At 54.9% G+C, this 255-nt stretch carries 1 rRNA gene; it reads right to left on the minus strand.

Annotated features, from left to right (window positions below):
- Positions 1-255: ribosomal RNA gene (locus UJ203_RS20985) — 16S ribosomal RNA — on the minus strand; the annotation flags it as partial.

The raw sequence follows: 255 nt of genomic DNA on the forward strand, positions 1-255 counted from the left end.
CCCAGTGTGGCCGATCACCCTCTCAGGTCGGCTACGCATCGTTGCCTTGGTGAGCCATTACCTCACCAACTAGCTAATGCGCCGCGGGTCCATCTGTAAGTGGTAGCCGAAGCCACCTTTTATATTTGAACCATGCGGTTCAAATAAGCATCCGGTATTAGCCCCGGTTTCCCGGAGTTATCCCAGTCTTACAGGCAGGTTACCCACGTGTTACTCACCCGTCCGCCGCTAACATCAGGGAGCAAGCTCCCATCT

This window comes from Bacillus sp. V26, from assembly GCF_034296245.1.
GTDB lineage: Bacteria > Bacillota > Bacilli > Bacillales > Bacillaceae > Bacillus > Bacillus halotolerans.